Origin of the sequence: Pseudomonas resinovorans NBRC 106553, assembly GCF_000412695.1 — a bacterium.
Taxonomy (GTDB): Bacteria; Pseudomonadota; Gammaproteobacteria; order Pseudomonadales; family Pseudomonadaceae; genus Metapseudomonas; species Metapseudomonas resinovorans_A.
Genome location: NC_021499.1, coordinates 962,307 through 984,028 on the forward strand (window position 1 = coordinate 962,307; position 21,722 = coordinate 984,028).

General features: G+C 66.1%; 16 protein-coding genes. 10 read left to right on the forward strand and 6 right to left on the reverse strand.

Annotated features, from left to right (window positions below; all coding sequences use genetic code 11):
• Positions 1-94: 94 nt before the first annotated feature.
• Positions 95-4,339 carry an EAL domain-containing protein gene (locus tag PCA10_RS04475; RefSeq protein WP_016490840.1) on the reverse strand — a complete coding sequence of 1,415 codons (4,245 nt, stop codon included), beginning with the start codon at positions 4,337-4,339 and terminating at the stop codon, positions 95-97.
• Between the two features lie 379 nt (positions 4,340-4,718).
• On the opposite strand from PCA10_RS04475, the gene ettA reads away from it, so the two are divergent.
• The 3 genes from ettA to gdhA all read left to right on the forward strand — a co-directional run bounded on the left by ettA (position 4,719) and on the right by gdhA (position 8,551).
• Positions 4,719-6,386: an energy-dependent translational throttle protein EttA gene (gene ettA, locus PCA10_RS04480; protein ID WP_016490841.1), complete on the forward strand. Its 1,668-nt coding sequence runs from the start codon at positions 4,719-4,721 to the stop codon at positions 6,384-6,386.
• A gap of 58 nt (positions 6,387-6,444) precedes the next feature.
• Positions 6,445-6,975, forward strand: a complete 531-nt coding sequence (locus PCA10_RS04485) for a hypothetical protein (RefSeq protein WP_016490842.1) — start codon at positions 6,445-6,447, stop codon at positions 6,973-6,975.
• Between the two features lie 241 nt (positions 6,976-7,216).
• Positions 7,217-8,551, forward strand: coding sequence for an NADP-specific glutamate dehydrogenase (gene gdhA, locus PCA10_RS04490; protein ID WP_041770133.1), 1,335 nt, complete (start codon positions 7,217-7,219; stop codon positions 8,549-8,551).
• Between the two features lie 131 nt (positions 8,552-8,682).
• Here gdhA and PCA10_RS04495 read toward each other — a convergent pair whose 3' ends face one another.
• Positions 8,683-9,048 (reverse strand): hypothetical protein, encoded by a 366-nt coding sequence (locus PCA10_RS04495; RefSeq protein ID WP_016490844.1) that lies wholly within the window; start codon positions 9,046-9,048, stop codon positions 8,683-8,685.
• 221 nt (positions 9,049-9,269) lie between these two features.
• Between PCA10_RS04495 and betT the strand changes: the two genes are divergently transcribed.
• Positions 9,270-11,297 (forward strand): choline BCCT transporter BetT, encoded by a 2,028-nt coding sequence (gene betT / locus PCA10_RS04500; protein ID WP_016490845.1) that lies wholly within the window; start codon positions 9,270-9,272, stop codon positions 11,295-11,297.
• A gap of 30 nt (positions 11,298-11,327) precedes the next feature.
• Here betT and PCA10_RS04505 read toward each other — a convergent pair whose 3' ends face one another.
• Positions 11,328-12,548, reverse strand: coding sequence for an RtcB family protein (locus tag PCA10_RS04505; RefSeq protein ID WP_016490846.1), 1,221 nt, complete (start codon positions 12,546-12,548; stop codon positions 11,328-11,330).
• Between the two features lie 174 nt (positions 12,549-12,722).
• Positions 12,723-14,576: an Lnb N-terminal periplasmic domain-containing protein gene (locus PCA10_RS04510; protein ID WP_016490847.1), complete on the reverse strand. Its 1,854-nt coding sequence runs from the start codon at positions 14,574-14,576 to the stop codon at positions 12,723-12,725.
• Positions 14,577-14,738: 162 nt separating this feature from the next.
• Here PCA10_RS04510 and PCA10_RS04515 point away from each other — a divergent pair, with 162 nt between their 5' ends.
• The 6 genes from PCA10_RS04515 to PCA10_RS04540 all read left to right on the forward strand — a co-directional run bounded on the left by PCA10_RS04515 (position 14,739) and on the right by PCA10_RS04540 (position 20,037).
• A complete protein-coding gene (locus tag PCA10_RS04515; protein WP_016490848.1) occupies positions 14,739-15,062 on the forward strand; it encodes a TraR/DksA family transcriptional regulator in 324 nt (107 codons plus the stop codon).
• Positions 15,063-15,150: 88 nt separating this feature from the next.
• Entirely contained in the window at positions 15,151-17,661 is a 2,511-nt protein-coding gene (locus PCA10_RS04520; protein ID WP_016490849.1) for a Lon protease family protein, read from the forward strand.
• A gap of 212 nt (positions 17,662-17,873) precedes the next feature.
• Complete coding sequence (locus PCA10_RS04525) at positions 17,874-18,215, forward strand: PA4575 family protein (protein WP_016490850.1); 342 nt, start codon at positions 17,874-17,876, stop codon at positions 18,213-18,215.
• A gap of 192 nt (positions 18,216-18,407) precedes the next feature.
• Positions 18,408-18,902: a TIGR00645 family protein gene (locus PCA10_RS04530; protein ID WP_041770134.1), complete on the forward strand. Its 495-nt coding sequence runs from the start codon at positions 18,408-18,410 to the stop codon at positions 18,900-18,902.
• A gap of 123 nt (positions 18,903-19,025) precedes the next feature.
• Positions 19,026-19,331: a DUF6482 family protein gene (locus tag PCA10_RS04535; RefSeq protein ID WP_016490852.1), complete on the forward strand. Its 306-nt coding sequence runs from the start codon at positions 19,026-19,028 to the stop codon at positions 19,329-19,331.
• Positions 19,332-19,419: 88 nt separating this feature from the next.
• The gene (locus PCA10_RS04540; protein WP_016490853.1) at positions 19,420-20,037 is read left to right on the forward strand and encodes an FKBP-type peptidyl-prolyl cis-trans isomerase; all 618 of its coding nucleotides are present in this window, start codon (positions 19,420-19,422) and stop codon (positions 20,035-20,037) included.
• Positions 20,038-20,179: 142 nt separating this feature from the next.
• Here the strand turns inward: PCA10_RS04540 and PCA10_RS04545 are convergent, their stop codons facing one another.
• Entirely contained in the window at positions 20,180-20,422 is a 243-nt protein-coding gene (locus tag PCA10_RS04545) for a PA4570 family protein (RefSeq protein ID WP_016490854.1), read from the reverse strand.
• A gap of 128 nt (positions 20,423-20,550) precedes the next feature.
• Entirely contained in the window at positions 20,551-21,519 is a 969-nt protein-coding gene (locus PCA10_RS04550; RefSeq protein ID WP_016490855.1) for a polyprenyl synthetase family protein, read from the reverse strand.
• Between the last annotated feature and the right edge of the window lie 203 nt (positions 21,520-21,722).

The window sequence follows — 21,722 nt, forward strand, 5'->3', positions numbered from 1 at the left end:
CATTCTACCTGATCGGTCGCGGGCTGGCATATGAAGGTCGGTCATGTGACAGACAAGCGGGCTTCATGTGGCCATTGCGGTGGGAGCTGGCCGCTCAGCTGAGGATGAAGTCGGTGGCGGCGCCGAACAGCCGCTCGAACTGGACCGCCGGCATCGGGTGGCCGAACAGGTAGCCCTGCACTTCGTCGCAGCCGTGCTCGCGGAGGAAGCCCAACTGGGCCGGGGTTTCCACGCCTTCGGCGATCACCGCCAGGTTCAGGCTGTGGGCCATGGCGATGATCGCGCGGGCGATCTGGGCGTCCCGCTCGCCATCGGGCAGGCCGTCGACGAAGCTGCGGTCGATCTTCAGCACATCGATGGGGAACTGCTTGAGGTAGTTGAGCGAGGAGTAGCCGGTGCCGAAGTCGTCCACCGCGATGCACAGGCCCAGGCGCTTGAGGTTCTCCAGGATGGCCATGGCCTCGCCGACGTCGCGCATCAGGATGCTCTCTGTCAGTTCCAGCTCCAGGCAGGCCGGGGGCAGGCCGCAGTCGTCGATGATCGCGGCGATGCGTTCGGCCAGCTGGCCATCGGCGAACTGGCGGGCGGAGAGGTTCACCGAGATCTTCGGCAGGCGCATCTTCGCCTGGTGCCAGGTCTTGAGCTGGCGGCAGGCCTCGGCCAGCACCCAGTCGCCGACCTGCACCACCAGGCCGAGCTCTTCGAGTACCGGGATGAATTCGCTCGGCGGCACCAGGCCGCGCTTGGGGTGGCGCCAGCGCAGCAGGGCCTCGACGCCGGTCAGGCGCTTGCCGTCGCCGGAGAACTGCGGCTGGTAGTAGAGCAGGAACTCGCCCTGCTCCAGGGCATGGCGCAGGTCGCTTTCCAGCTCCAGGCGCTCCAGCGCGCGGGCGTTCATGTCGGCCTGGTAGAACTGGAAGTTGTTCTTGCCGCGTTCCTTGGCGTGGTACATGGCGGTGTCGGCGTTCTTCATCAGCTGGCTCAACTCGCGGCCGTCCTGGGGCGAGAGGGCGATGCCGATGCTGGCGGTGACGAAGAACTCGCGGCCTTCGAGGACGAAGGGGCGGGCCAGGTTGCCGAGAATCTGTTCGGCCACATGGATGGCCTGGTTCAGCGCGCCTTCGCGGGTGGCGCGCGGCTGCAGCAGCAGGGTGAACTCGTCGCCGCCCATGCGCGCCACGGTGTCGTCCTCGTGCACGCAGGTGGCCAGGCGCACAGCCACGTCCTTGAGCATGCGGTCGCCGGCGGCATGGCCGAGGGAGTCGTTGATCGGCTTGAAGCGGTCGAGGTCGAGGAACATCAGCACCACCCATTCCTGGTTCCGCTCGGCGTACTGCAAGGCGGTATGCAGGCGGTCCTGGAACAGGGTGCGGTTGGGCAGGTGGGTCAGGCCGTCGTAGTAGGCCAGGCGGTGGATGCGCTGTTCGCTGGCCTTGCGCTCGCTGATGTCGCTGAAGAAGCAGACATAGCTGACCAGGTCGCCTTCCTCGTCGTGCACGGCGGTGATGCCGACCCAGGCCGGGTAGCTGTCGCCCTCGCGGCGCTTGAGCCAGATCTCGCCTTCCCAGCTGCCGCGCTGGTTGAGCTGGCTGATGATGAAGGTGAGCTGGTTGGCCTGCTGGCGGTCGGCCGTGAGCATCGCCGGCAACTGGTCCAGCACCTCGCTGGCGGCGTGGCCGGTGATGCGGCAGAAGGCTTCGTTGACCTGGACGATGTAGCCGGCCGGGTCGGTGACCAGGATGGCCGAGGTGGAGTGCTCGAATACCGTGGCCGCCATGCGCATGTCCTTCTCGGCGCGGCGTTGCTGGCTGACGTCGCGGCCGACGCCGAGCATGCCTTCGAAGCGGCCGTACTCGTCCCACATCAGCATGGTGCGCAGTTCCACCGGGATCTTCTGGCCATCGGCGCGCATGCAGTCGAAGAGGAACAGGCGCGCCGGCATCTGGGTGCGCAGTTCCGCCAGGCGCTGGGGATTGCCCAGGGCGTTGCGGATATGCTCCAGCTGTTCGAACAGGTTGACCATCTGCCGTGGGTCGGCGGACATGCCCTGGAAGCCGTTGGCGATGGTCCATTCGGCGCTGTAGCCGAGCACCGGCAGCACCGAGGGGCTGACGTAGCTGAGCTGCAGCTCGCTGTCGGTGGTGAAGATCACGTCGCTGATGCTTTCGGCGAGCATGCGGTAGCGGCGCCCGCTCTCACGCATGGACTCGGTGGCTTCGATCTGTTCGGTGATGTCCTTGGCCACGCCGATCAGGCGGCTGACCCGGCCGTTGTCGTCGCGGGACAGGGCCTGCTCGCGTACGTCGAACCAGCGCCAGCTGCCGTCCTTGTGGCGCCAGCGCAGCTGGCACTGCAGCAGCATGCCATCGCCCACCACCTGCTGCAGGCTGCGCACGCGCGAGTAGAGTTCGGCGTCGTCCGGGTGCAGCACCGACTCCCAGAAGCGCTCGCCCATCCTGCGGATGTCGTCGCGGTCGTAGCCCAGCTGCGGGGCCAGGCGGTTGTTGGTGAGCATCACCCGCTTGTCGATCATGTCGTGGACATAGAGGGTGTCGGGCAGCGCCAGCACCACGTCGGACCAGAAGCGCTCGCGCTCGATCAGCGAAAGCTCCACTTCCTTGCGGCTGGTGATGTCGTTGATGCTGAGGGTGACGGCTTCCAGGTCCTGGATCATGTCCGGCAGGTGCACCACCAGCCAGATGTGCCGCACCTGGCCTTGGGGCGTGACGAACTGGCTTTCCATTTCAAGATGCTTGCTGCCGCCCAGCAAGGCCGTCATCAGTTGGAAGCGGATGCCGCCCTCGCGCAGTGGCTGGCTGCCGATCAGTTGGCGCCAGGCCTGTTCGTTGCTGTTGACCTCCAGCAGGCGCATGCCCACCTGGTTGATCTCGGTGATGCGCAACAGCTTCAACAGTTCCGGATGGCGCTGCGGGTTGGCGCGGAGCCAGGCGGCCAGGCTGGCGCGGTCGCGCATGCCCTGCTGGATCAGGTGCTTGCGCAGCTCGGCGAGGTCGAGCACGCAGAGGGCGATGCCGCCGCCCTCGAAGATGTCCTGGTAGCGCCGCCGGGTTTCCTGCAGGACGCGCAGGGCGTGCTGTTCCTCGGTGACGTCGCGCAGTACCCAGACGTAGCCGAGCAGTTGCGCGCCATCGGTGAGGTCATTGCGGGTCACGGCCAGCAGGCGCTGCTCATGGCCGTTTTCAAACGGCACCAGGTCCGAGACCAGTTGGTGGTCCAGGCCGGGGGTATTGAGCAGCAGCGGGTCAAGGCCTGGCAGCAGGGCCAGCAGGTGATGGTCCTGGGCGGCCGCGCCGCTGACGCCGAACAGGCTCTCGGCCTGGGGGTTGAGGTAGCTCACGCGACCGTCCACCTGGGTCACCAGCACCCGTTCCTCGATCACCCCCAGGGCGCTGGCTGCCTGGCGCAGGGAGCGCCGCGAGGCGTCGTTGAGGGCGCGCAGGCCACGTTGTTCGCGCTGCAGGAAGTACAGGGCGATCAACGCCAGGCTGGCGGCGATGAAGAACAGCAGCAGCTTGCTGAGCAGTTCCGGCAGCAGGTGGGCGCGTACCTGGCGCTCGTCGTGCAGGGCGCGCAGTTGCCAGTCGCTGTGGCCGAGGGCCGAGACGAGGATGGTCTGGCCTTCCTGCTCGGCGGTCACCGGCATGATGATCGGGCTGTGGACGGTGCGGCCGCTCTGCGCCAGGACCCGTTGCAGGAAGTGGTCCTCCAGCAGCCAGCGGTAATCGCGGTCCTCGTGCTTGAGCAGCCAGGTGCGGATGGCCTCGGCGTCCATGCGCAGGACCCAGTAACCGCTGGGCTCGGGGAACGGCGACTGGCGCAGGACCAGGTACACCTCGCCACGCCCCACGGGGCTGAAGGCGTAGTGGTAGACCTGCCCTTCGGCGCGTTGCACCAGGTTGGCGAGGAACAATTCGTCGTCGCTATCGGGCTGGGTGTCGGCCAGCACGCCGCCATTGGGGTTGAGCCAGGCCAGGCTGCGCGAGGCCGGCAGCAGCGGGCGCAGCAGGTCGAGGGCGGCCAGGCGCTGGTTCTCGTTGCTGGACTCCGGCTCGCGTTGGCGCAGCAGGGCGATGACCGCGTCGGCCTTCAATTGCATGACCAGTTCGAGGTGGCTGGCCAGCTCGCGGGTCAGGGTGTAGTTGCGATCCCGTGCGCCTTCCTGCAGCTGGCGATATTCCTGATGCAGCTGCCAGAGCAGCAGGGTCAGCATCAGTAGCACCAGGCCCACCAGCAGCCCTTTGACCGAACGGCGCGTGGGGGCACCGGCCAGGGGAGATCCTGGCTCGCTCGGCGGTGGAGAGAGGGGGCTGGTTGGCACGGATTGCGTTCCTGCTGTTACTGCTCGATTGGCAGGTGGCGGGGCGTCCCGGACCCTCGGTCCGCGGGCCGGCTAGCATGCCTTGACGGCCTGTAAAGTGCCAGTACGACCGACGAATATCGTTTGCCCTCCCTGGTGCATTCCGGTAGTTCCGCGCGCGGGGCGATCGTTCCTTGCCACTCCCGCCCTGTCCGCAGCTTATCGGCAGGATCCGGGCTGTCTTGACCCCCTCCGGATGCACGACGATCGTGCGGCCGAATGTCGGGCGGAGGGCCCGGCGCCGTGCCGGAGGGCTGAAACTGGGGCAGTTCGGCGGCCGCATTTGCTAATATGCGCGGACTTTTGGCGCCTTTTTGTCTTTTTTAGGGAGTGCTGCACTTTGGCTCAATACGTCTACACCATGCACCGGGTCGGCAAGGTCGTGCCCCCGAAGCGTGAGATTCTCAAGGACATTTCCCTGTCTTTCTTCCCGGGCGCCAAGATCGGCGTGCTCGGCCTGAACGGCGCGGGCAAGTCGACCCTGCTGCGCATCATGGCCGGGGTGGATACCGAGATCGACGGTGAGGCCCGCCCGATGCCCGGGATCAAGGTCGGCTACCTGCCCCAGGAGCCGAAACTGGACCCGACCAAGTCCGTGCGCGACATCGTCGAAGAGGCGGTGGGCGAGATCAAGCAGGCCCAGGCCCGCCTGGACGAGGTCTACGCCGCCTACGCCGAGCCGGACGCCGACTTCGATGCCCTGGCCGCCGAGCAGGCCAAGCTGGAGGCCATCCTCCAGGCCTCCGATGGCCACAACCTCGAGCGCCAGCTGGAAGTGGCCGCCGACGCCCTGCGCCTGCCGCCGTGGGACGCGCAGATCGAACACCTCTCCGGTGGCGAGAAGCGCCGCGTGGCCCTTTGCCGCCTGCTGCTGTCGGCTCCCGACATGCTGCTGCTGGACGAACCGACCAACCACCTGGACGCCGACTCCGTGGCCTGGCTGGAGCACTTCCTCCACGACTTCCAGGGCACCGTGGTAGCCATTACCCACGACCGTTACTTCCTCGACAACGTCGCTGGCTGGATCCTCGAACTGGACCGTGGCCACGGCATCCCCTTCGAAGGCAACTACTCCGGCTGGCTGGAATCCAAGGCCAACCGCCTGGCCCAGGAAGCCAAGCAGGAAGCCTCCCACGCCAAGGCCATGAAGGCCGAACTGGAGTGGGTCCGCCAGGGCGCCAAGGCGCGTCAGTCCAAATCCAAGGCCCGCCTGCAACGCTTCGAAGAGATGCAGTCGCAGGAATTCCAGAAGCGCAGCGAGACCAACGAGATCTACATCCCGGCCGGTCCGCGCCTGGGCGACAAGGTCATCGAGTTCCACAACGTGACCAAGGGCTACGGCGACCGCGTGCTGATCGACGACCTGTCCTTCAGCGTGCCGAAGGGCGCCATCGTCGGCGTGATCGGCGGCAACGGCGCCGGCAAGTCGACCCTGTTCCGCATGATCCTGGGCAAGGAGCAGCCGGACTCCGGCCGCATCGAGCTCGGTGAAACCGTGCAGCTGGCCAGCGTCGACCAGAGCCGCGACAGCCTGGAAGGCGGCAAGACCGTATGGCAGCAGGTTTCCGACGGTTTCGAGCAGATCAAGATCGGCAACTACGAAGTCCCGTCGCGCAGCTACGTCGGTCGCTTCAACTTCAAGGGCGCCGACCAGCAGAAGTTCGTCAAGGATCTCTCCGGTGGTGAGCGTGGCCGCCTGCACCTGGCCCTGACCCTGAAGCAGGGCGGCAACGTGCTGCTGCTCGACGAACCGTCCAACGACCTCGACGTGGAAACCCTGCGTGCGCTGGAAGAAGCGCTGCTGGACTTCCCCGGCGCCGCCATCGTGATCTCCCACGATCGCTGGTTCCTGGACCGTATCGCCACCCACATCCTGTCCTACGAGGACGACGGCAAGGTGACCTTCTTCGAAGGCAACTACACCGAGTTCGAAGCGGACCGCAAGAAGCGCCTCGGCGAAGCCGCCGCGCAACCGCACCGGGTGCGTTACAAGAAGCTGGCGCAGTAATACAGCTGCCATTACGGAAACGGAGCCACAGGGCTCCGTTTTTGTTTGAGGAGGATCGATGAAGGGATTCAACCACTACATGTTCTGGTTCTCGGGCCTGGCGTTGTTCGCCGTCTGCGGCCTGTACTTCTCCTTTTATCCGTCCCCGGCCTGGACGCTCGCCTCGGTGCCCGGTGCCCTGCTGCTAGGGGGCGCGCTCTATGCCTGGCTGGCCCGGCGCGAACGCTTCGACACGCTGTTCGGCCTCGATACCGAACAAGCCCGCTGGTGGCTGCACCTGACCCTGGGCTCGCTGCTGACGCTGGTGCTCTGGGGCGCCCTGCAGGTGCCGGTGGCCGCGCTCTACACCCAATGGATGGGGCAGGATGCGGAGTTCGCCGCGCGGGTGCTGGACAAGGACGACGGCGGCCTGGGCTGCCAGTTCCGCGTTGAGTTGGTGCTGGACGATGCCTCCATCGGCGTGGGCGTCTGCGTGTCGGAAGCCGTCTGGTACGAGTTGCCGGACCGCGGCGCAGTGGTGATGCGCGGCAAGCGCAGTGCCCTGGGGATCAATCCGCGGGAAGTGCTGCGAGTGCAGACGTTGCCTTGAACGTTTGGGCTTTCTTGGTGCGTGCCGCGCGCTCAATTAGTGCGCAATATGCATGGGCGACTGGAGGATTTTGTAAGGTTGATCAGGGCTTTAGCGGGATATTTCACTGGTTGGGCCTGTGTTTTATAGGCTATGCACCAAAAAGATTCATAAATGCGTCATTTTGCACTATCGAGGTGCTGCCTGGCTTGATAGAGTCTCGCGCCTTGATCGTCCAAAAAAGAAATAAATGGTGAGAGACATGACGCAATCCGTCGACGCATTCCTGCAGCGCCTCAAGCAGCGCGACCCCGACCAGCCCGAGTTCCATCAGGCCGTTGAAGAAGTCCTGCGCAGCCTGTGGCCCTTCCTTGAAGCCAATCCTCGTTACCTGGAGGCCGGCATCATCGAGCGGATCGTCGAGCCGGAGCGTGCCGTCCTGTTCCGCGTGCCCTGGGTCGACGACGCCGGCCGGGTTCACGTCAACCGTGGTTTCCGCGTGCAGATGAGCAGCGCCATCGGCCCCTACAAGGGCGGCCTGCGCTTCCATCCGTCGGTGAACCTGGGCGTATTGAAGTTCCTCGCCTTCGAGCAGGTGTTCAAGAACTCCCTGACTTCGCTGCCCATGGGCGGCGGCAAGGGCGGCTCGGACTTCGATCCCAAGGGCAAGAGCGACGCCGAGGTGATGCGCTTCTGCCAGTCCTTCATGAGCGAACTGTACCGCCACATCGGCGCCGACCTGGACGTCCCGGCCGGTGATATCGGCGTCGGCGCCCGCGAAATCGGCTTCCTCTTTGGCCAGTACAAGCGCCTGTCCAACGAGTTCACCTCGGTCTTCACCGGCAAGGGCCTGGCCTACGGCGGCAGCCTGATCCGTCCCGAAGCCACCGGCTTTGGCTGTGTCTACTTCGCCCAGGAAATGCTCAAGGGTATCGGCCGCGGCTTCGACGGCCAGCGCGTGGCGATTTCCGGTTCGGGCAACGTCGCGCAGTACGCGGCGCAGAAGGTCATGGAGCTGGGCGGCAAGGTGATTTCCCTGTCCGACTCCGAAGGCACCCTGTTTGCCGAGGCCGGCCTGACCCAGGAGCAGTGGGACGAGCTGATGGAGCTGAAGAACGTCCGTCGCGGTCGCCTCAGCGAGCTTCGCGGCAATGGCCTGCGCTTCCTGCCGGGCCAGCGTCCCTGGTCCCTGGCCTGCGATATCGCGCTGCCCTGCGCGACCCAGAACGAGCTGGACGCCGAGGACGCCCGCGTGCTGCTGGCCAACGGCTGCGTCTGTGTGGCCGAAGGCGCCAACATGCCCTCGACCCTGGCGGCGGTGGACCTGTTCCTCGAGGCCGGCATCCTCTTCGCGCCGGGCAAGGCCTCCAACGCCGGTGGCGTGGCCACCAGCGGCCTGGAGATGAGCCAGAACGCCATGCGCCTGCACTGGACCGCCGGCGAAGTCGACCAGCGCCTGCACGGCATCATGCAGAACATCCACCACGCCTGCGTCAGCTATGGCGAAGAGAAGGGCCGGGTGAACTACGTCAAGGGCGCGAACATCGCCGGCTTCGTGAAAGTCGCCGACGCGATGCTGGCGCAAGGGGTCGTCTGACCCGCAGCCCGTTACAGCCGTAGGGTGGACCACGCTTCATCGGTCCACCATCCGGGGTTCGGCATGGCGCTGCCGGTGGATGGAAAAGCGCCATCCACCCTACGGCGTGACGGCGCGGCTCCAGCCCCGTCCTAATTCGGTTGCAGCGCCCTCCCCATGGCGTTGCCGCGGTTCCGATCCCACTCATCGTCATCCCGGTCGCGGAAGCGTTCCTCGTATTGCCGCCGCTCTTCGTTGCGTACCTGTGCCTGGCACTGGCGGAAGCCATCGCCCCAACCTTCGGCGTAGGTGGCGTCCTCCAGGTAGCGTGGTACGTCCTTGCGGAATTCCCCGGTCATCACCCCGGCCGCCTGGCGGCCGCTGCTGCAACCGTCGGTGAAACCATCGGCGAAGGCGGGCGGATAGCCCTGGGCGAGCAGGTGGTCGTGGGTGGTTTCGCAGCCCGCGAGCAGGATGCCGCAGAGCAACGACAAGGACAGGGTGCGCCAGGTGCGCATGGAAAAACTCCCTCGTGCCGACCAGGGCGCGACTGAGGGTGGGTCCATGGAATAATCCTAGAACGCTTGTCGACGTTTCGTGAAAACTCTGTCGGGGCCTTGTCGGACGCGGCCTACAGCGTGTCGGAATGCCGGTCTAGAAGGGTCGCATCCGTGAAAGTCAGGGCCGGATCGAGCTGCTAGCTTGCCCCGTTCCAATGGCTGCTGATCGAGGAACGACCATGACTGACCTGCGGATCACGGAGGAAACCGACACGCTCAACCGAACCGTATTCCTGGGCTCCGCCGGCTGCATTCTGGCTGTGGCCTGCTGGGCCCTGCTGGATGGCCAGACGGCCGCCGCCGCCCTTGGCCGGGTGCTGGGGTGGATATCCGAAGGCTTCGGTTGGTACTACTTTCTGGCGGCGACGCTCTATGTCGCCTTCGTCCTGGTGATCGCCTTCTCCCGTTTCGGCGATATCCGTCTCGGGCCGGACCACGCCAGGCCCGAGTTCAACCTGTTCACCTGGGGCGCCATGCTGTTCGCGGCGGGCATCGGCATCGACCTGATGTTCTTCTCCGTGGCCGAGCCGGTGACCCACCTGCTGGCGCCGCCGGAGGGCGAGGCGGGCACCCTGGAGGCAGCCCGCCAGGGGGTGGCCTGGACCCTGTTCCACTACGGCATCACCGGCTGGTCGATGTATGCGCTGATGGGCGCGGCGCTGGGCTACTTCGCCTACCGCCACGGCCTGCCGCTGTCGATCCGCTCGGCGCTCTACCCGATCTTCGGCCAGCGCATCCACGGGCCCCTGGGCCACGGGGTGGAAATCGCCGCGGCGCTGGGCACCGTCTTCGGCATCGCCACCTCCCTGGGGATCGGCGTCGTGCAGCTCAACTACGGGCTGAAGTTCATGTTCGACATTCCCGAGGGCATCCTGCCGCAAGCGCTGCTGATCCTGCTGTCGGTGATGATGGCGACGTTGTCCACCGTCTCCGGGGTCAACAAGGGCATCCGCCGGCTGTCGGAGCTGAACGTGCTGCTGGCCATCGCGCTGATCGGCTTCGTGCTGTTCAGCGGCGACACGGTGTTCCTGCTCAATGGCCTGGTGCTGAACATCGGCGACTACCTCAGCGGCTTCGCCGGGATGACCCTGAACACCTTCGCCTTCGACCGCCCGGTGGACTGGCTGAATGGCTGGACCCTGTTCTTCTGGGCCTGGTGGGTGGCCTGGGCGCCCTTCGTCGGCCTGTTCCTGGCACGGATTTCCCGGGGGCGCACCCTGCGGGAGTTCGTGGTGGGTACCCTGGTGATCCCCTTCACCTTCACCCTGGTGTGGATCTCCATCTTCGGCAACAGCGCCCTGGACGTGGTGCTGGCGGGCAACGCCGAGTTCGGCCGGGTGGCCATGGAGCTGCCGGAACGCGCCTTCTACTCGCTGCTGGCGGAGTACCCCTGGGTGGGCTTCAGCACCCTGCTGGCGACCCTGACCGGCCTGCTGTTCTACGTCACCTCGGCGGACTCCGGCGCGCTGGTGCTGGGCAACTTCACCTCGCGGTTGAAGGACCCGGCCAGCGACGCGCCCTCCTGGCTGCGCATCTTCTGGTCCCTGGCCATCGGCCTGCTGACCCTGGCGATGCTGATGGTGGGGGGCGTGCCGACCCTGCAGAACGCCACGGTGATCATGGGGCTGCCGTTCTCCTTCGTGATCTTCTTCATCATGGCGGGGCTCTACCGCGCCTTGCGCCTGGAGGTGCTGCGCCAGGACAGCCGTCAGCACGGCCTGGCCGGCTATCTCTCGGCGCGGCTGCAGCCGGTCGGGGTTGCGGCGCCCGACTGGGAGCAGCGCCTGGTGCGGGCCATCACCCAACCGGGACGCGAGCAGGCAAGCCAGATGCTGGAGGCGGTGTGCCGTCCGGCGCTGGCGGAGGTCTGCTCGGCGTTGCGGCGCCAGGGCCTGCCCGCGCAGCTGCGGGACAGCCCCGCGACGGAGGATGGGCTGCCCCGGCTGGTGCTGGACGCGCCCTGTGGCGAGGCCGCGCCCTTCCACTACGAGATCCGGGTAAGCGAGGCAGCGATGCCGACCTACGTCGCGGCCGATGGCGCCGGGCGTTACTGCCGGCTGGAGGTGCACCTGGCGGAGGGCGGGCAGGGCTACAACCTCTGGGGCTTCAGCCGGGAGCAGGTGATCGCTGATGTTCTCGACCAGTACGAGCGGCACCTGCATTACCTCCAGCAGCTGTCGCCCGACGCGCCGTCGCCCGGTACTTGAGTGTTCGGCCGGCCGGGGCGCCCGCCCCGGTCAGCCCTTGACGCAGACCACCTGGCGCAGGGTGTGCACCACTTCCACCAGGTCGCGCTGGGCAGCCATCACGGCGTCGATGTCCTTGTAGGCCATGGGGATCTCGTCGATCACGTCCTTGTCCTTGCGGCATTCCACGTGGGCGGTGGCGCGGACCTGGTCCTCCACCGTGAACAGCTTCTTCGCCCGGCCCCGGCTCATGGCTCGGCCGGCGCCGTGGCTGCAGGAGCAGAACGCCTCCTCGTTGCCCAGGCCCCGGACGATGAAGCTTTTGGCCCCCATGGAGCCGGGGATGATGCCCAGCTCGCCTTTCTGCGCCGACACCGCGCCCTTGCGCGTCACCAGTACCTCACGGCCGAAGTGCTGTTCCTTCTGCACGTAGTTGTGGTGGCAGTTCACCGCTTCCAGGCTGGCCTCGAAGGGCTTGCGGATCACCTTGCGCGCCGCCGCGATCACCGCCTGCATCATCAGGGCGCGGTTCTGCCGGGCGAAGTCCTGGGCCCAGCCGACGGCTTCCACGTAGTCGTCGAAGTGCCGGCTGCCCTCCTCGAAATAAGCCAGGTCGCGGTCCGGCAGATTGGCGATGTGCTGGCGCATGTCGGCCTGGGCCAGCTCGATGAACAGGGTGCCGATGGCGTTGCCCACCCCGCGCGAACCGCTGTGGAGCATGAACCAGACGCGCTCGGCTTCGTCCAGGCAAACCTCGATGAAGTGGTTGCCGGTCCCCAGGGTGCCGAGGTGGTGGCGGTTGTTGGTCTTCTCCAGGCGCGGGTTCTTCGCGGTGATGGCCTTGAAGCGCCGGGACAGCGGGCGCCAGGCCTGGTCGGCGGCGTCCGGCACGTCGTCCCAGGCGCCCTGGTCGCGCCTGCCGAAGGTCTTGCCGTGGGGCACCGCGCGCTCGATGGCGCTGCGCAGGCCGTGGAGATTATCCGGCAGGTCGGCGGCGCGCAGGGAGGTGAGGGCGGCGATCATCCCGCAGCCGATGTCCACGCCGACGGCGGCGGGAATGATGGCGCCTAGCGTGGGGATCACGCTGCCGATGGTCGAGCCCTTGCCCAGGTGCACATCGGGCATCACCGCCAGGTGCTTGAAGATGAAGGGCATCTTCGCGGTGTTGATCAGTTGCTGGCGGGCTTCGTCTTCCACCGGCACGCCCTGGGTCCAGAGCTTGATCGGCTTGCCATTGGCCACTTCCAGCAGTTGTGGGCCGTTCGTTTTCATCGGAGTTGCCTGAGCGGGGTGTGGATAACCATTCTGGGCCCGTTGCGGCGGGACGGGGGCGCAGCTTACAGGTGGTGGCGGGCTTTCTTGATGGGTATCGCTGCGCTCAACCCATCCTACGGTGTCGCGTCCGTAGGATGGGGCGGGCGGCGTTCCGCTGAGGTACGAAACCCATCAATAGTGGTACCACTTCAGTTCCAGCAGCACTTCGTTCACCGGCGTGGAGAGCTGGCTGAAGTCCCGTTGCGCGGTGAGGCGCAGGCCGAGGTTGCTGGAAATCTCCCACTGCTGGTTGAGGGACAGGCGGCGGCGGACTTCGCCATTGTGGAAGTAGTCGCCGGAGGCTTCCAGGCTGAGGCTGCCCAGCTTGTTGTGCCAGAGCAGGCCGGTGTTGAAGCCGGCGGCGGTGGCGATGAAGGGCGCGAAGTCTTCGTTGTGCTCGATGCGCGCCGTGGCCAGGGCGAAGCCCAGGGTGTTCTCGCCAAATTGCCAGGAGCCGCCTGCGCCGCCGTTGAGGTGGCTGACCAGGCGCTCGTCGCCGTCCTCGCCCGGCACGCGCTCCAGGCCGCCGGCTACCTGCCAGGACCAGGGCTTGAGCAGTTCGCCGCGGGGGGTGAGGGAGCGGATGGTGGCGAGGTCCAGGCGCTGCAGCTGCCAGTGGTTGTTCTCGTACTGGCGCAGCTTGAGCTGGAGGATCTCAATCTGCGCGCCGAGGGGGAAGCCGGAGAGGTTGTCGTTGAGGTCGTGGTAGGCCATGCGCAGGCCGTACTCGGCGAAGGCGCGGTCGTCGCGGCTACCCAGGCCCAGTTGCCAGGTGCGCGACTGGTGGCCTTCCTCGGGCAGTTCGGGGCGGTCCACTGCAAGTGGAGGCGGCGGGTTGCGGTTGATGCCCTGCAGCAGCCGGTAGCTGCGGGTGGCGGTTGCGCTGGTGCGTTCCTCGCCACTGGCGTGGTAGCGCACCAGGCGGAAGGCGGCGTCCTGGATCAGGGCGCGGCGCGGGGCGGGCAGGGCGAGGAAGGCGGGGTCGTCCAGCAGGCGTTCGTCCGCCGCCAGGCGCAGCACCCACTGTTGCTCAGCGTGGTCCAGGGGCTCGGCGCGGGCCAGCAGTTCCTTTTCCCGGGAGGGTCGGTAGTCGATGGACTCCACCAGCCCGGACTGCTTGACCGCACGCACGGTGTCGGTGGGGATGGCGGTGATCGGGAACTGGTCGGTGAGTTCGATGCCCGGGCGGGCGATCTCCAACAGCTCCAGCAGACGGTAGGAGCAGTTCTCGTCGAAGAAGTAGTAGTCGAAACGGATCTGTTTGAGCTCCCAGACGTGCTCCACCATGCGGCCGGTTTCTTCCGGCGTGAGGTTCAGGCGGTATTCCCAGAGGTCGCGGTTCTCCAGGCGGCTGTATTCCTTGAGCTTGTCGCGATAGGGCACCAGGGCGAAGAGGCCGGGGTAGCCGCCCATCAGGCCCTTCCAGGCGTAGAGGATGCTGTTGTCAGAGCCTTCGATGAAGGCACCGAAGTTCAACGCGTAGCTGAGCATCACCGTGTTGTTTTCGTGGACATCCGGCTGGTCGATGCGCAGCAGGGTGTGGCCGAACATGGAGGACGGGCTGTTCAGGTAGGCGGCGGGGAACACCAGCACGGTGCTGTGGGGGTTGATGTCGGTGTACCAGGCCTTGAACTCGCTGCAGTTCGGCTGGGGCAGGTCGGTGAGCTGCAGCTGGTCGCGCAGCCAGCGGGTGCGTGCCGGATAGATGCATTGCGGGTGCTTGTCGCCAAGTTCGGCAGGGGCGTAGAGCGCTTTGAGGGTGGCGCGCAGTTCGGCGGCCGGGTTGCTTGGCCCGCCCTCGGCGAGGAAGAAGTCGGCGTCGTCCACATAACTGCGCCAGCCGCCGAGCTTGCCCGTCTCGTAGTGGCCCAGGGCGATCCAGTAGGGATCGTCCGCCAATGCCTGGAGACGTTCGGCTGGAACCTGGGGAGCGGCGTGGGCGGTGATGCAGGTGAACAGAGCGAGGTACGGGAAAATCCGTTTCAAGTGCGCGGCTCTTCTTGCTGAGAGGTCGTCGGGCGGAGCTTTGGACAAGAGCCTGCGGGTGTCAAGCAAGGCCAAGGCGGGTATTTGCGCAAGTTTGCTACAGGTGGATGCAGGCTTCGTTACAGCGTCCACACTTAAGGGGTGAACCGGGGAGATTCCGACATGACCAGCTACGACCCCAGCGCCACCCTCGACGCTCTGATAGAGCAGTACACCGCCCGCGCCAACGCCATCCGCGAGGATCTGGCGAGCAGTCATTCGCCGGACTTCGCCGAGCAGGCGGTGCAGCGCGAGAACGACGAAGTGCTCGAAGCCATACTGGCCGAAACCGAGGCGGCCCTGCGCCGCGTGGGCCTGGCCAAGCTGCGCCTGGCCGACGGCAGCTACGGCTACTGCCAGCGTTGCGGCGAGCCCATACAGCCGGCGCGCCTGGCGGTGCTGCCGGCGGCCGAGTACTGTCTGGGCTGCGCCGACCTGTCCCACTGAAACCCGCTGGCGCAATGCCTTGCCAGTGATGACGGGGCGGCGCCAGAATGCGGCCATTGCTTTCCTGTCGATCCACTAAGGACACTCGATGCCTGACTCAATCGCTGCCAGCCTGCGTCTGGCGCCCGATGCGCTGACCCGTCCCTTCGAGCCCCAGCAGTTCAACTTCACCACCACTGACGACCTGGAACCCTTCCGCGGTGTGCTCGGCCAGGAGCGCGCGGTGGAGGCCCTGCAATTCGGCGTGGCGATGCCGCGCCCCGGCTACAACGTCTATGTGATGGGCGAGCCGGGTACGGGGCGTTTCTCCTTCGTGCAGCGCTACCTGAAAGCCGAGGGCAAGCGCCTGGAAACCCCGCCGGACTGGGTGTACGTCAACAACTTCGACGAACCCCGCGAACCCCGTGCGCTGCAACTGCCAGCGGGGGAGGCGAACGACTTCATCAGCGACATCAGCCACCTGGTGGATAACCTGCTGTCCACCTTCCCGGCGGTATTCGAGACGCCCACCTTCCAGCAGAAGAAGAGCGCCATCGACCGCGCCTTCAACCAGCGCTACGACCGCGCCCTGGATGTGATCGAGCGACTGGCCCTGGAGAAGGACGTCGCCCTCTACCGCGACAGCGCGAACATCGCCTTCACTCCCATGAAGGACGGCAAGGCCCTGGACGAGGCCGACTTCGCCCAGCTGGCGGAGTCCGAGCGCGAGCGCTTCCACGATGACATCGCGGCCCTGGAAGAGCGCCTCAACGAGGAGCTTTCCAGCCTGCCGCAGTGGAAGCGCGAGTCGAGCAACCAGCTGCGTCATCTCAACGAAGAAACCATTACCCAGGCCCTGCAGCCGCTGCTCTCGCCGCTGTCGGAGAAGTACGCCGAGAACGCCGGCGCGGTGGCCTACCTGCAGGCCATGCAGGTCAACCTGCTGAAGACGGTGGTGGACCAGCTGCTCGACGAGAAGCCCGACGCCCAGCGTCGCGAGCTGCTGGAAGAGCAGTACTGCCCCAGCCTGGTGGTGGGACATCACGCCAAAGGCGGCGCGCCGGTGGTGTTCGAGTCCCACCCCACCTACGACAACCTGTTCGGCCGCATCGAATACGGCACCGACCAGGGCGCCCTCTACACCAGCTACCGGCAGCTGCGCCCCGGTGCGCTGCACCGCGCCAACAGCGGCTTCCTGGTGCTGGAGGCGGAGAAGCTGCTGAGCGAACCCTTTGTCTGGGACGCCCTGAAGCGTGCCCTGCATTCGCGCCAGTTGAAGATGGAGTCGCCGCTGGCCGAACTGGGCCGGTTGGCCACCGTGACCCTGACGCCCCAGGTGATCCCCCTGCAGGTGAAGGTGGTGATCGTCGGCTCGCGCCAGCTCTACTACACGCTGCAGGACCTGGATCCGGACTTCCAGGAGATGTTCCGCGTACTGGTGGACTTCGACGAAGAGATCGTCCTGACGGACGACAGCCTCGAGCAGTTCGCCCAGTTGCTGAAGACCCGTACCTCTGAAGAGGGCATGGCACCGCTCACCGCCGCCGCCGTGGCCCGCCTGGCTACCTACAGCGCGCGTCTGGCGGAGCACCAGGGGCGTTTGTCTGCGCGTATCGGCGACCTGTTCCAGCTGGTCAGCGAGGCCGACTTCATCCGTCACCTGGCTTCCGATCCGACCACGGATGCCGGCCACATCGACCGTGCCCTGAAGGCAAAGGCCACCCGCACCGGCCGGGTATCGGCGCGCATCCTCGACGACATGCTGGCGGGCGTCATCCTGATCGACACCGCGGGCGCCGCGGTGGGCAAGTGCAACGGCCTGACCGTACTGGAAGTGGGCGACTCGGCCTTCGGCGTGCCTGCGCGGATTTCCGCCACCGTCTACCCGGGCAGTTCGGGCATCGTCGACATCGAGCGCGAGGTCAACCTCGGCCAGCCCATCCACTCCAAGGGCGTGATGATCCTCACCGGCTACCTCGGCAGCCGCTACGCCCAGGAATTCCCGCTGGAAATTTCCGCGAGCATCGCCCTGGAGCAGTCCTACGGTTACGTGGACGGCGACAGCGCTTCCCTCGGCGAGGCCTGCACGCTGATTTCCGCGCTGTCGCGTACGCCCCTCAAGCAATGCTTCGCCATCACCGGCTCGATCAACCAGTTCGGTGAAGTGCAGGCGGTGGGTGGTGTCAACGAGAAGATCGAAGGCTTCTTCCGCCTCTGCGAAGCCCGTGGCCTGACCGGCGAGCAAGGGGTGATCATCCCCCATGCGAACGTCACCACCCTGATGCTCGACGAGCGCGTGCTGGAGGCGGTGCGCCAGGGCCGCTTCCATGTCTATGCCGTGCGCCAGGCTGACGAGGCCCTGAGCCTGCTGGTGGGCGAGCCCGCCGGTGTGCCGGACGACAAGGGCCAGTTCCCCGAGGGCAGCGTCAACGCGCGCGTGGTGGCAAGGCTGCGGGAAATCGCCGAGATGGGCCTGGAGGAAGAAGAAAAGGCCGGCCCGGCCCAGGAAGTGGTCGAGGCCGTTTCCAAGGCCGCCGCACCGCCCAAGCCCGCGCGCAAGGGACCGAAGCAGGAGCCCGGCAAGGCCCCGGCCCCGGACAAGACCCAGGGCCCGGCCTGAGTGTCATTGCGACCGGCAGCCGGGGTTCGGTTCCCGGTGTGGCTGGTTGGTCATTGAGCGGTAGGGGCGCAGGCGTGCAGCGCTTGCGTCCCGTCGCCTTTCCCTCACCCTGTTCACAGGGTTATCCACAGCTCGCGGGGATAAGCGTCGACCTTTCGCAGTCGGTAACTCGGGTGTAGGCTGAAAACCAGGCCTCTGCGAGGAAAGCCGCCATGACGCGCAACCTCTGCCTTACCCGCCAATGCCTGGGACTGGTGACTCGGATCGAGTGCGTGATCCGTCCGCTGGCGGGAGAGAATGGACTCTGGACGCTGCTCTGCGCAGCGGGAATGTCGGGGGAACAACCCTCGGCGATCAAAGCCCAGGGCCCATTCCACGGGCCTCTGGTGGCGGAATCGGTGCTCAGCGCGATCGCCGATTGCCTGGCCGAACAGGGCTACACCGAAGCCTTCGATCCGCCCATCTGGCGTCTGCACCTGCAAGGGGAGTTGCGCCGCATCAACGGCACCCGCTGTCGACACCTCGGCGACTTCCAGTTCCGTCCCGAAACCTGACCGCCTGCAGCTGAACAGCTTTTGAGCAGCCGCTGCGAGCCAGCGGCGCAAGGGCGTCTCGCCGGATGTTCCAGTGCTCATGCACAGATTTATCCACAGTGTTTGGGGATATTTCCTCGGCAGTTGCCATTATTTTTCTGTAGGCAAGTCGCCGTTATACTCGCGGCCGGTTTTTATTGACTGCGAGAAGCCATGGAACGCTTGCTAGAAAATTCGATGTACGCCGCGCGCTGGCTGCTGGCCCCGATCTATCTGGGCCTGTCCCTGGCCTTGCTGGCGCTGACCCTGAAGTTCTTCCAGGAGGTGTGGCACATCCTGCCCCATGTGTTCGAGAAGACCGAGGCGGAACTGATCCTGGTGCTGCTCTCGCTGATCGACATGTCGCTGGTGGGGGGCCTGCTGGTGATGGTGATGATTTCCGGCTACGAGAACTTCGTGTCCCAGCTGGATATCGACGAAGGCAAGGAGAAGCTGAGCTGGCTGGGCAAGATGGACTCCGGCTCGCTGAAGATGAAGGTGGCCGCGTCCATCGTGGCGATTTCCTCGATTCACCTGCTGCGGGTGTTCATGGATGCGCCGAATATCGATAACAGCAAGATCATGTGGTACGTGATCCTGCACATGACCTTCGTTATCTCGGCCTTCGCCATGGGTTACCTGGACAAGATGACCAAGCACGATCACTGATCGCCGCTTGTTGCCCTCCGCGCCGCCCGGCCGCTGATAAAGCGGACGGGCGGTTGCGTATTGGTCGCCTGCTTCCGCCCCTGTGCATTAGATTTGAGGTGTACAGCGCACGAGGGCGACGCCATGAAATTGCACGACCTCACCAGCCATGCCCGTGCCGGGCACATCGAAGAGCTCAACCTCATTTCCCTTGAAGGCGGTATCTACCTGCTGGAGGCCCGCATAGACGGGCGTTCCCACTCACTGGACGACGGCCGCGGCCACGCCGTGCACCTGCGCTCGGTGGAGCACGCCCGGGAAGTGCTGCACGAGTTCCCGGAGCTGCCGTTCCACCTGGTGCACAGCGTGGTGCATGACGAGATGTGCGGCATGGAAGCGGACAGCCGGGATACGCTGCGCGTGCCCATGTCCACCCGGACCTCCCACTGAGGCCTCGATAGCCCTGCGGGGCCTGCTCCGGGGTAGGGAAGCTGTGCTAGTCTGGCCGGCCTTTTTTCCCCTTGAGCGGAGCTCCGCCGTGTCCCAACTCGATCTCTCCACCGACGAAACCCGTGTCAGCTACGGTATCGGTCGCCAGCTCGGCGACCAGATCCGCGACAACCCGCCGCCCGGCGTGAGCCTGGATGCCGTGCTCGCCGGCCTGTCCGATGCCTTCAATGGCGTTGAAAGCCGCGTTGACGGCGCCGCCCTGTCCGCCAGCTTCCGCGTGATCCGCGAGCGCATGCAGGCCGAAGCCGAGGCGAAGGCCGAGGCCGCCGCTGGCGCGGGTCGCGTGTACCTGGAAGACAACGCCAAGCGTGACGGCGTGACCGTCCTGCCGTCCGGCCTGCAGTACGAAGTGCTGGTGGCGGGCGAGGGCGCCAAGCCGTCGGCTGAAGACACCGTGCGTACCCACTACCACGGCACTCTGATCGACGGCACTGTGTTCGACAGCTCCTACGATCGCGGCCAGCCGGCCGAGTTCCCGGTGGGCGGTGTGATCGCCGGCTGGGTCGAGGCCCTGCAACTGATGAACGCCGGCAGCAAGTGGCGCCTGCATGTGCCGAGCGAGCTGGCCTATGGCGCCCAGGGCGTTGGCAGCATCCCGCCGCACAGCGTGCTGGTGTTCGACGTCGAGCTCCTGGAAATCCTCTGATTCCGGAGTCGATCCCGGGCGTGCCTTCCCTGGCCCGCCCGGGAACCAGCGAGGGCGCTCTTGCCCTCGCTGCAAGGCGGGCGCCCGGGCGCCGACCTTGCGGATGACGCGTCCTGGCGTCACCCAGAATCCCCCTTTTCCGTCAGTGCACCTCACCGTGGGGCCGTAGCGCCCTGGCGTAGCAGAACAGGAAGAGGTTTCGCACCAGCTCCTTGAGCACCACCGGCTCGCTGGAATTCAGGCCGGCGAGGTCGAGGTCGCCCTGGTCGCGCAGTTCGTCGAGGGCTTCCTCTTCCAGCACGGCGCAGACCTCACCGGTTTCCCGGTGGAGTATCCGCAGGTAGGGGTGGGGGCGATCCAGCCAGGCATCGATCAGGTAGGTCATGGCTCATCTCCTTGAGAAGCATGAGATGAGAATAATTCCTATTATCAAAATAGCAAGTGCCAATTGGCGCCTTTCGTCGAGGCAGAAAAAAGCCCGTCCTGGGACGGGCTCTTTCGAAGGCTCGTAACTCAGTGGGTTCGCGCGACGGCGAACTCGGTGAGTTCGATCAGGGCGTCGCGGTAGACACTGGGCGGCAGGCTGTCCAGGCAGGCGATGGCGCGGGCGGCGTAGTCACGGGCCAGGTTTGCGGTGTAGTCCAGGGCACCGGCCGCTTCCACGGCGGCGCGGATGCCTTCCAGGTCCTGGCTGCCGCCTTGCTGGATGGCCTTGCGCACCAGGCTGGCCTGCTCCGGGGTGCCGTCGCGCATGGTGGCGATCAGCGGCAGCGTGGGCTTGCCTTCGGCGAGGTCGTCGCCGACGTTCTTGCCGAGGGTGGCGGCGTCGCCGCGGTAGTCCAGCAGGTCGTCCACCAACTGGAAGGCGATACCCAGGGCGTCGCCGAACTGGCGCAGCGCTTCGCACTGCTCGGCGCTGGCGCCGGCCAGTACCGCGGCACTGTGGGTGGAGGCTTCGAAGAGCATCGCGGTCTTGCCGCGGATGACTTCCATGTAGGTTTCTTCGGTGGTGCTGGCGTCGCGGATCTTCGACAGCTGCAGCACTTCGCCTTCGGCGATGACCCGGGTGGCCTGGGAGATGATGCGCATCACCGGCATGGAGCCGAGTTCCACCATCATTTCGAAGGAGCGGGCATAGAGGAAGTCGCCCACCAGCACGCTGGGCGCGTTGCCCCACAGTGCGTTGGCGGTGGAACGGCCGCGGCGCAGGCCGGAGGCGTCCACCACGTCATCGTGGAGCAGGGTGGAGGTGTGCAGGAACTCGATAGTGGCGGCCAGGAGGCGCAGCTGGTCACCGCCGAAACCCAGGGCGTTGCCGCCGAGCAGTACCAGCAGCGGGCGCAGGCGCTTGCCGCCGGCGGACACTATGTAGTCGCCGATTTTCTCCACCAGGGGAACGCGGGAGGTGAGTTGCCGACGGATGATGTCGTCGACTGCGGTAAAATCGTCCGCCACCACGCGGTAGAAAGCCTGGGGTTGCATCTGCGAGATGTGCTCCTTTGAGGTTGCGCGGCATGCTAGGGGGCGGGGTAGGGGCTGTCAAGGCGAGCGCTGGCGGTGCTTGCGCGGCAATCGCGGCTTGCGTACAATCGCGGCCCCTGAACTTCCTTGGGCATTTTCCTGCCTTACGCAATTGCACTGGTGCCAGTTCCGGCCCATGCAGCCATGCCGACCGATACCTCTAT